This window comes from Frankia sp. CcMO1, from assembly GCF_977945845.1.
This window is the reverse complement of sequence record NZ_CDWTMG010000246.1, coordinates 1-5,813: the sequence shown is the minus strand read 5'-3', so window position 1 is coordinate 5,813 and position 5,813 is coordinate 1. Positions and strand designations below refer to the sequence as shown.

General features: G+C 70.0%; 7 protein-coding genes. 2 read left to right on the top strand and 5 right to left on the bottom strand.

Annotation, left to right across the window (positions count from 1 at the left end):
• Nucleotides 1-287 (bottom strand): hypothetical protein (locus AC08OU_RS20780; protein ID WP_476605610.1); only part of this gene is annotated, 287 nt, incomplete at its 3' end.
• Between AC08OU_RS20780 and def the strand changes: the two genes are divergently transcribed.
• Complete coding sequence (gene def / locus AC08OU_RS20775; RefSeq protein WP_476601933.1) at nucleotides 286-960, top strand: peptide deformylase; 675 nt, start codon at nucleotides 286-288, stop codon at nucleotides 958-960. The two genes, AC08OU_RS20780 and def, sit on opposite strands and share 2 nt — an antisense overlap.
• Nucleotides 961-1,030: 70 nt before the next feature.
• Nucleotides 1,031-1,648 (top strand): class I SAM-dependent methyltransferase, encoded by a 618-nt coding sequence (locus tag AC08OU_RS20770; protein ID WP_476601934.1) that lies wholly within the window; start codon nucleotides 1,031-1,033, stop codon nucleotides 1,646-1,648.
• Here the strand turns inward: AC08OU_RS20770 and AC08OU_RS20765 are convergent.
• The 4 genes from AC08OU_RS20765 to AC08OU_RS20750 all read right to left on the bottom strand — a co-directional run bounded on the left by AC08OU_RS20765 (nucleotide 1,631) and on the right by AC08OU_RS20750 (nucleotide 5,698).
• Nucleotides 1,631-2,818 carry a hypothetical protein gene (locus AC08OU_RS20765; protein ID WP_476601935.1) on the bottom strand — a complete coding sequence of 396 codons (1,188 nt, stop codon included), beginning with the start codon at nucleotides 2,816-2,818 and terminating at the stop codon, nucleotides 1,631-1,633. The two genes, AC08OU_RS20770 and AC08OU_RS20765, sit on opposite strands and share 18 nt — an antisense overlap.
• A complete protein-coding gene (locus tag AC08OU_RS20760; RefSeq protein ID WP_462188623.1) occupies nucleotides 2,805-3,536 on the bottom strand; it encodes a class I SAM-dependent methyltransferase in 732 nt (243 codons plus the stop codon). Before AC08OU_RS20760 ends, AC08OU_RS20765 begins: the two co-directional genes overlap by 14 nt.
• 10 nt (nucleotides 3,537-3,546) lie before the next feature.
• Nucleotides 3,547-4,956 (bottom strand): glycosyltransferase family 4 protein, encoded by a 1,410-nt coding sequence (locus AC08OU_RS20755; RefSeq protein ID WP_476601936.1) that lies wholly within the window; start codon nucleotides 4,954-4,956, stop codon nucleotides 3,547-3,549.
• 313 nt (nucleotides 4,957-5,269) lie between these two features.
• Nucleotides 5,270-5,698: an organic hydroperoxide resistance protein gene (locus AC08OU_RS20750; RefSeq protein ID WP_462188621.1), complete on the bottom strand. Its 429-nt coding sequence runs from the start codon at nucleotides 5,696-5,698 to the stop codon at nucleotides 5,270-5,272.
• Nucleotides 5,699-5,813 lie beyond the last annotated feature (115 nt).

The window sequence follows — 5,813 nt, the reverse complement described above, 5'->3', positions numbered from 1 at the left end:
TATGTACGCATGGTGTCGATGAAGTTACGCCGCGCAATGAATGGTCTGAGGTTCGCGCTTTTCCCGCAGGTAGCAGCCATGATGGCGCCGCGCCTGGTGATGCTGTTGATCATGGGAGCGGCCAGTCCGCCGAGCGGACAGGGGGTGCGATCTGTCAAGCTCGTAGCGAACGAAGCACGTCGAGGATCGGCGGTGACGCGGGGCCGATCCTGCCGATCGGCAGGATCGGCCCCGCGTCGACTCACGCGCAGGCGCGCCCCGGTCGGATGGAAGGAGATGCTCGCCATGGCCTCGCGCTTAGCGCGATCTGACGAGAAGGACGAGAAGGTCGATCGGCGGGTCCGGGTGCAGGGGGAGCCGGTCGACTCCTACCCGCAGCTGCCACCGGAGGTCGGCCGCGGTTCCATCCGCAGGATCACCGTTGTCGGTGAGCCTGTTCTGCACCGGCCCTGTAAGAAAATCACCGAGTTCGGGACCGCGGAGCTCGCTGCGCTGATCGACGACATGTTCACCACCATGTACGGCGCCGAAGGTGTCGGACTCGCGGCGAACCAGATCGACGTTGACGCCGCGGTCTTCGTCTACGACTGCACCGACGAGGATGGTGTGCGGCACGTGGGCCATCTGGTCAACCCCGTCCTGGAGGAGGCGCCGCCGACGGAGCGCCGGCTCGTCAAGGGAGATGAGGGGTGCCTGTCTGTTCCGGGGGCCTACATGGAGGTCGCCCGGCTCGGGCATGCCGCTGTCCGCGGTCAGGACCAGCACGGTGCCCCGCTCCGCCTGGAGGGAACCGGCTATTTCGCCCGTTGCCTGCAGCATGAGACCGATCACCTGTACGGCAGCCTCTACATAGACCGGCTGTCGAGCCGCGGACGCAAGAAGGCCCTCCGCGAGATGGAGGAGCGGACCGAGGAGATCTTCGCCCGCCGGGTCGAGGTGGCCGCCCAGCTCGGCAGGTAGCGTGCCACTGGCGCGCGCTACCTGTCCTACGAGAAAGGCTACCTGTCCTGCGAGAAAGAGGGAGTCGGCGGTGGATGTGGTGTTGCGGCGGGCGGCCGAGGCGGCGACGGGCTTCATGCCCGCGGAGGATGGCCTGGCGCTCTACGCGGCGGCGACGCGGGTATCGGCCGGCGGCCTGATCTGCGAGGTCGGCACCTACTGCGGTAAGTCGACCCTGTACCTGGCCGCGGCCGCCCGGACGGTGGGGGCGACGATGGTCACCGTGGATCATCATCGCGGGTCGGAGGAGAACCAACCCGGGTGGGAGTACCACGATGCCGATCTCGTCGACCCGCGTAGCGGCCGGCTGGACACGCTGCCCTTCCTGCGGCGGACGCTGGAGGACGCGGGCGTCGAGGACGTCGTGACGGCGGTCGTCGGCCGCTCCGAACGGGTGGGGCGATGGTGGTCGACCCCGGCCGACCTGCTCTTCCTCGACGGTGGGCACACCGAGGAGCAGGCCCAGGCGGACTACGAGGCCTGGGGCCGCCATGTGCGGCCCGGCGGTCTCCTGGCCATCCACGACGTCTTTCCGAACCCGGCGGACGGGGGCCAGGCACCCTACCACGTTCTGGTGCGAGCGCTGGCGGAGGGCTTCCGCGAGCTGTCGTGCGCGGGTTCGCTGCGCGTCCTACGCCGCGTCGACTGAGCGGCATCCGCAGGCCGGCCGCTGCCGAGGAAGCCGGCGCTCGGCGGGTGTCCCCACCTCCGTCCCCACCTCCGCCCGCGGCTCCGTCCGCGGCTCCGGAAGCCGCCTGCCGCCCTGCCGAGGCTCGTCGGACTCCTTGTCGAGGACACAGATCCCCTCGGGGAGGTCGTCGCCGCGGAAGAGGGTCTCGGTGACCCCGCCGGCCAACGTGTCGACCGCGAGGATCACCGCCGCCGCGGTCCAGGTTGACTGTTCGGCCGGCCAGAACGTCGCGGTCTCGAACTGCCAGCCCGTCCAGTAGCTCCCGTCGGCGTGCCGCAGGTGCTGCATGTCCATGACCAGCTTGGTCGCCGCGGCGGTCTCGCCCACGAGATGCAGGGCGATGGCGAGTTCGCAGGTCTCGGCCCCCGTGACCCAGGGCTCGTCAGCCACGCAGCGGATACCCAGACCGTCGACGACGAAGTCGTCCCACCGGCTGGTGAGCCGGGACCGACCCGCGGACCGGCGCAGCGCTCCGCCGATCACCGGGTAGTACCAGTCCATCGACCACCGGTCGCGGGGGGCGAAGTACTCCGGGTGAGCGACGAGGGTGTGCCGCAGCGCGCCGGTCGCCCGTTCCCAGGCCGGTGGCACCTCCCCGACCAGGGCGGCGAGCGCCATCCCGCAGCGCAGGCTGTGCAACGTGCTGGAGCATCCCGTCAGCAGGGCCTCGGGGTAGTCGACACCGTCCGACGACCGGGCCCACCAGATCTGTCCGGTCGGGCTCTGCATATCGACGACGAAGTCCAGGGCCGCCTCGACGACCGGCCAGATCCTCGTGAGGAAGGCGCGGTCACCGGTGGCCAACCAGCGGTGCCAGGCTGCGGTGGCGACATAGGCGCACTGGTTGCTGTCGGCGAAGTCCTCCTTGACCGCGCCGCCGACGTAGCTCGTCGCCCAGGATCCATCCGGCCGCTGGTTGCGACACAGCCAGGCCCACGCGGCGTCGGCGGCGTCGACCAGGCCGCCGAGGTCGAGGGCCATGGTGCATTCGAGATGATCCCACGGGTCGGTATGGCCACCGGGATACCAGGGGATGGCGCCGTCCGGCTCCTGGACGACGGCGATCGCGGTCGCGGTCGCGGTGAGCGCCTCGGGGGTCAGGACCGGAGCAGACTCAACCGGCCGCACGCGTTACCTCCGGCTTCCTCAGATACAGCACGATGCTCTTGCCGATGATCGGATTGAGGGCCCGCTCGGCGAGGCGGGTGATGCGGGGACGGCGCATCATGTCCCACACCAGCAGCCGGTGGTAAAGCCGCGTCGCCGGATGGCCGTCGTCGTGGACACCGACGAGACACCGCAGCCACCAGTACGGGGCGTGCAGGGCGTGCGCGAAATGGGTGCCGGCCGGTTCCAGTCCCACCGCGGTCAACCGATCACGAAGCTCGTCCCGGCGGTAGATGCGGACATGGCCCCCCTCGACGCTGTGATAAGCCGTCGACAGGCTCCAGCACACCTGCTCGGGGAACCGGTTCGGGACGGTGACCGCCACCCACCCCCCGGGCCGCAGCACCCGGGCGATCTCCGCCATCGCCGCCGTGTCGGCGGGCAGGTGTTCGAGCACCTCGGCGGCGATGATCCGGTCGAAGGTGCCGTCGGCGAACGGCAGCGCCAGCGCGTCACCGCGTACTCCGGCGGCCTTCGCCTTGGGTGGAGCCTGTCCCTCCAGGGCCATCGCGGCGAGCATCGCGTTGACGCCGGCGACCTCGTCGGCGGAGTAGTCCAGCGCGATGACCTCGGCGCCCCGTCGGAACGCCTCGAACGTGTGCCGCCCGGCGCCGCATCCCAGGTCGAGCAGCCGGCAGCCCGCGGAGACGGGAAACCGGTCGAAGTCGACGGTCAGCATGCGTCGGCCGTCAGCCGGTCAGCGTCGACGACGCCGGTGCGGACGCCCCGGCGCCGGGTGCGGACAGCGGTGCTGGCGTTGCGGTGGCTGGTGTTGCGGCGCCGGGTGTGGACAGCGGTGCCGGCATCCCGGAGGGCGGGACGGGCGGCGCCCAGCGGGCCGCCGATCCCAGTTCCGGGACGGGAGGTCCCGGGAAGGGGGAGGTGGGCGTCCCGCCGACTGCCGCGATCCGCTCGGCGTACCAGTCCGCGGTGGCCGCGGCGGCCGCCCGCCAGGAGAACCGCGCCTCCACCCGGCGGCGCCCGGCGGCACCCATTCGGGCCCGTCGTTCGGGGTCGTCGAGCAGGGAACCGATGGCGTCCGCCAGGGCCCCCGCATCCCCCGGCGGGACCAGCAATGCGGCCTCCCCGTCCGGACCGGCGACCTCGGGCAGCGCCCCGGCGGTGGTGGCGACCAGCGGGATCCCGCAGGCCATCTCCTCGACGGCGGGCAGGCTGAACCCCTCGTACAGCGAGGGAACGACCGCGACCTCGGCGGAGCGCAACAGGTCCACCAGCTCCAGTTCCGGCATGTTGGAACGGAACATCACGGCGTCGGCCAGGCCCAGCTCGGCAACCTGGCGCTGGGCCGTTCCCCCTTCGCGGGCCTTGCCGACGCAGACCAGGTGCGCCGAGCGATCCACCCGCAGCTTCGCGAGCGCCTCGAGCAGGACGAGCAGGCCCTTGAGCGGAACATCGGCGCTGGTCACAACGACGACACGGCCCGGAACCGCCGGATTGCCCGAGGGCGCCGGCGTGAAGACGTCGGCGTCGACTCCCAACGGAACCGTGTGCATGACCGCTGAGGGGAGGTTCATGTCTGCGATGATCTCTCGCCGGGAGCTCTCCGACGGGATGACGATGCCGTCCAGCCCCCGCGCGACCCGGGCCTGCATCGGGAGGAACGAGTACCACCGGCGCAGGCCCAGCCGGGACGTGAAGGTGGTTGCCGCGGCGAGGTGCAGGCGGCGATCGACCGTGATCGGATGATGCACGGTGCCCACGACCGGGATCCGGTACGGGCGCAGGGCCGCCCGCAGCGCCAGCAGGCCGTATCCCAGCCCCTGGTTGTCATGGACGATGTCGAACGGCGGTCGGCCCCCGGATGCCCTGGGACGCAGGGCCTGGCAGGCACGCAGGCTGAAGGCGAGCGGCTCGGAGAACTGGCCGGTCCGCATCATGGCGAACTCGACGACGTCCGGCAGGCCGTGGAACTCGGCCAGTCCGGGCCACCGGAACGGGTCGGAGTCCCGGTAGAGATCGAGGCTGGGCAGCTCGGTGAGGCCGACCCCCTCCTCGAGCACCGGGTACGGCGGCCCGCTCACCACCTGGACGCGGTGCCCCAGGGCGACCAGTTCGCGGGACAGATGTCGGACGTACACACCCTGGCCACCGCAGGTGGGCAGACTCCGGTACGATAACAACGCAATCCGCAACTGTGCGCCCTCCGTCCGTCTCGGGCCATGTCCTGGTTCCTCGACGTCGAGGGTGGCGCCGCTTCCTGGCACATTAGGATATTGAGTGCCGATCTTCATTGAAATGGGCCGACGCTGCGTCCCAGAGGTGTGCTTTGCGTCACATTAGGACTCTTCGTCGCGAGTCCAAGATCTGCGGCAACGAGGGAGACTTGCCTATCCAGAGGGTTTTGTGTCCGCTTTATCCCTCTGGATAGGCAAGGTGAGCAGGGGAGCCGGGTCAGTCGCTCTCGACGAGGACCACCTCGGAGGGGATGTTGCCCCGGGTGGCCACGGAGTACGGGCACAGGGCGTGCGCGGCCTCCAGAATCTCCTGGGCGGCCGCCCGCTCGATGCCGGGGATCTGCGCCTCGATCCGCGTGCTCAGCCCCAGGCTGCCGTTGTCGTCCCTGATCAGCCCGACGGTCACGGACACCGCCGAGTCCTTGACATCGATCTTCTTCTCGCGCGCGATGGCCTTGAGCGCGCCGTGGAAGCACGCCGCGTAACCGGTGGCGAACAGCTGTTCCGGGTTCGTGCCCGGCCCGTCGTCACCACCGAGGCCCTTCGGGACGGAGAGTTGGAGGTCGATCCGGTTGTCGCTGGACACCACCCGTCCGTCGCGTCCACCCCAGGCGGTCGAGGTGGCGGAGTAGATCGTGTTCGCCATGGTTGCCTCCGTGCATCCGGTGTTGCCGAAACTCCGGAGAGCCTGTGACATTTATGCAACCAAACTGGTGCCCTAAAAACTTCGCGGCCCACACCTTCGATTGTAAACATTCACC

Excerpts from the sequence above, each read along its gene's own strand:
- def (WP_476601933.1), top strand. The coding sequence starts at position 286 with ATGGCCTCGCGCTTAGCGCGATCTGACGAGAAGGACGAGAAGGTCGAT.
- AC08OU_RS20760 (WP_462188623.1), bottom strand. The coding sequence starts at position 3,536 with ATGCTGACCGTCGACTTCGACCGGTTTCCCGTCTCCGCGGGCTGCCGG.
- AC08OU_RS20750 (WP_462188621.1), bottom strand. The coding sequence starts at position 5,698 with ATGGCGAACACGATCTACTCCGCCACCTCGACCGCCTGGGGTGGACGC.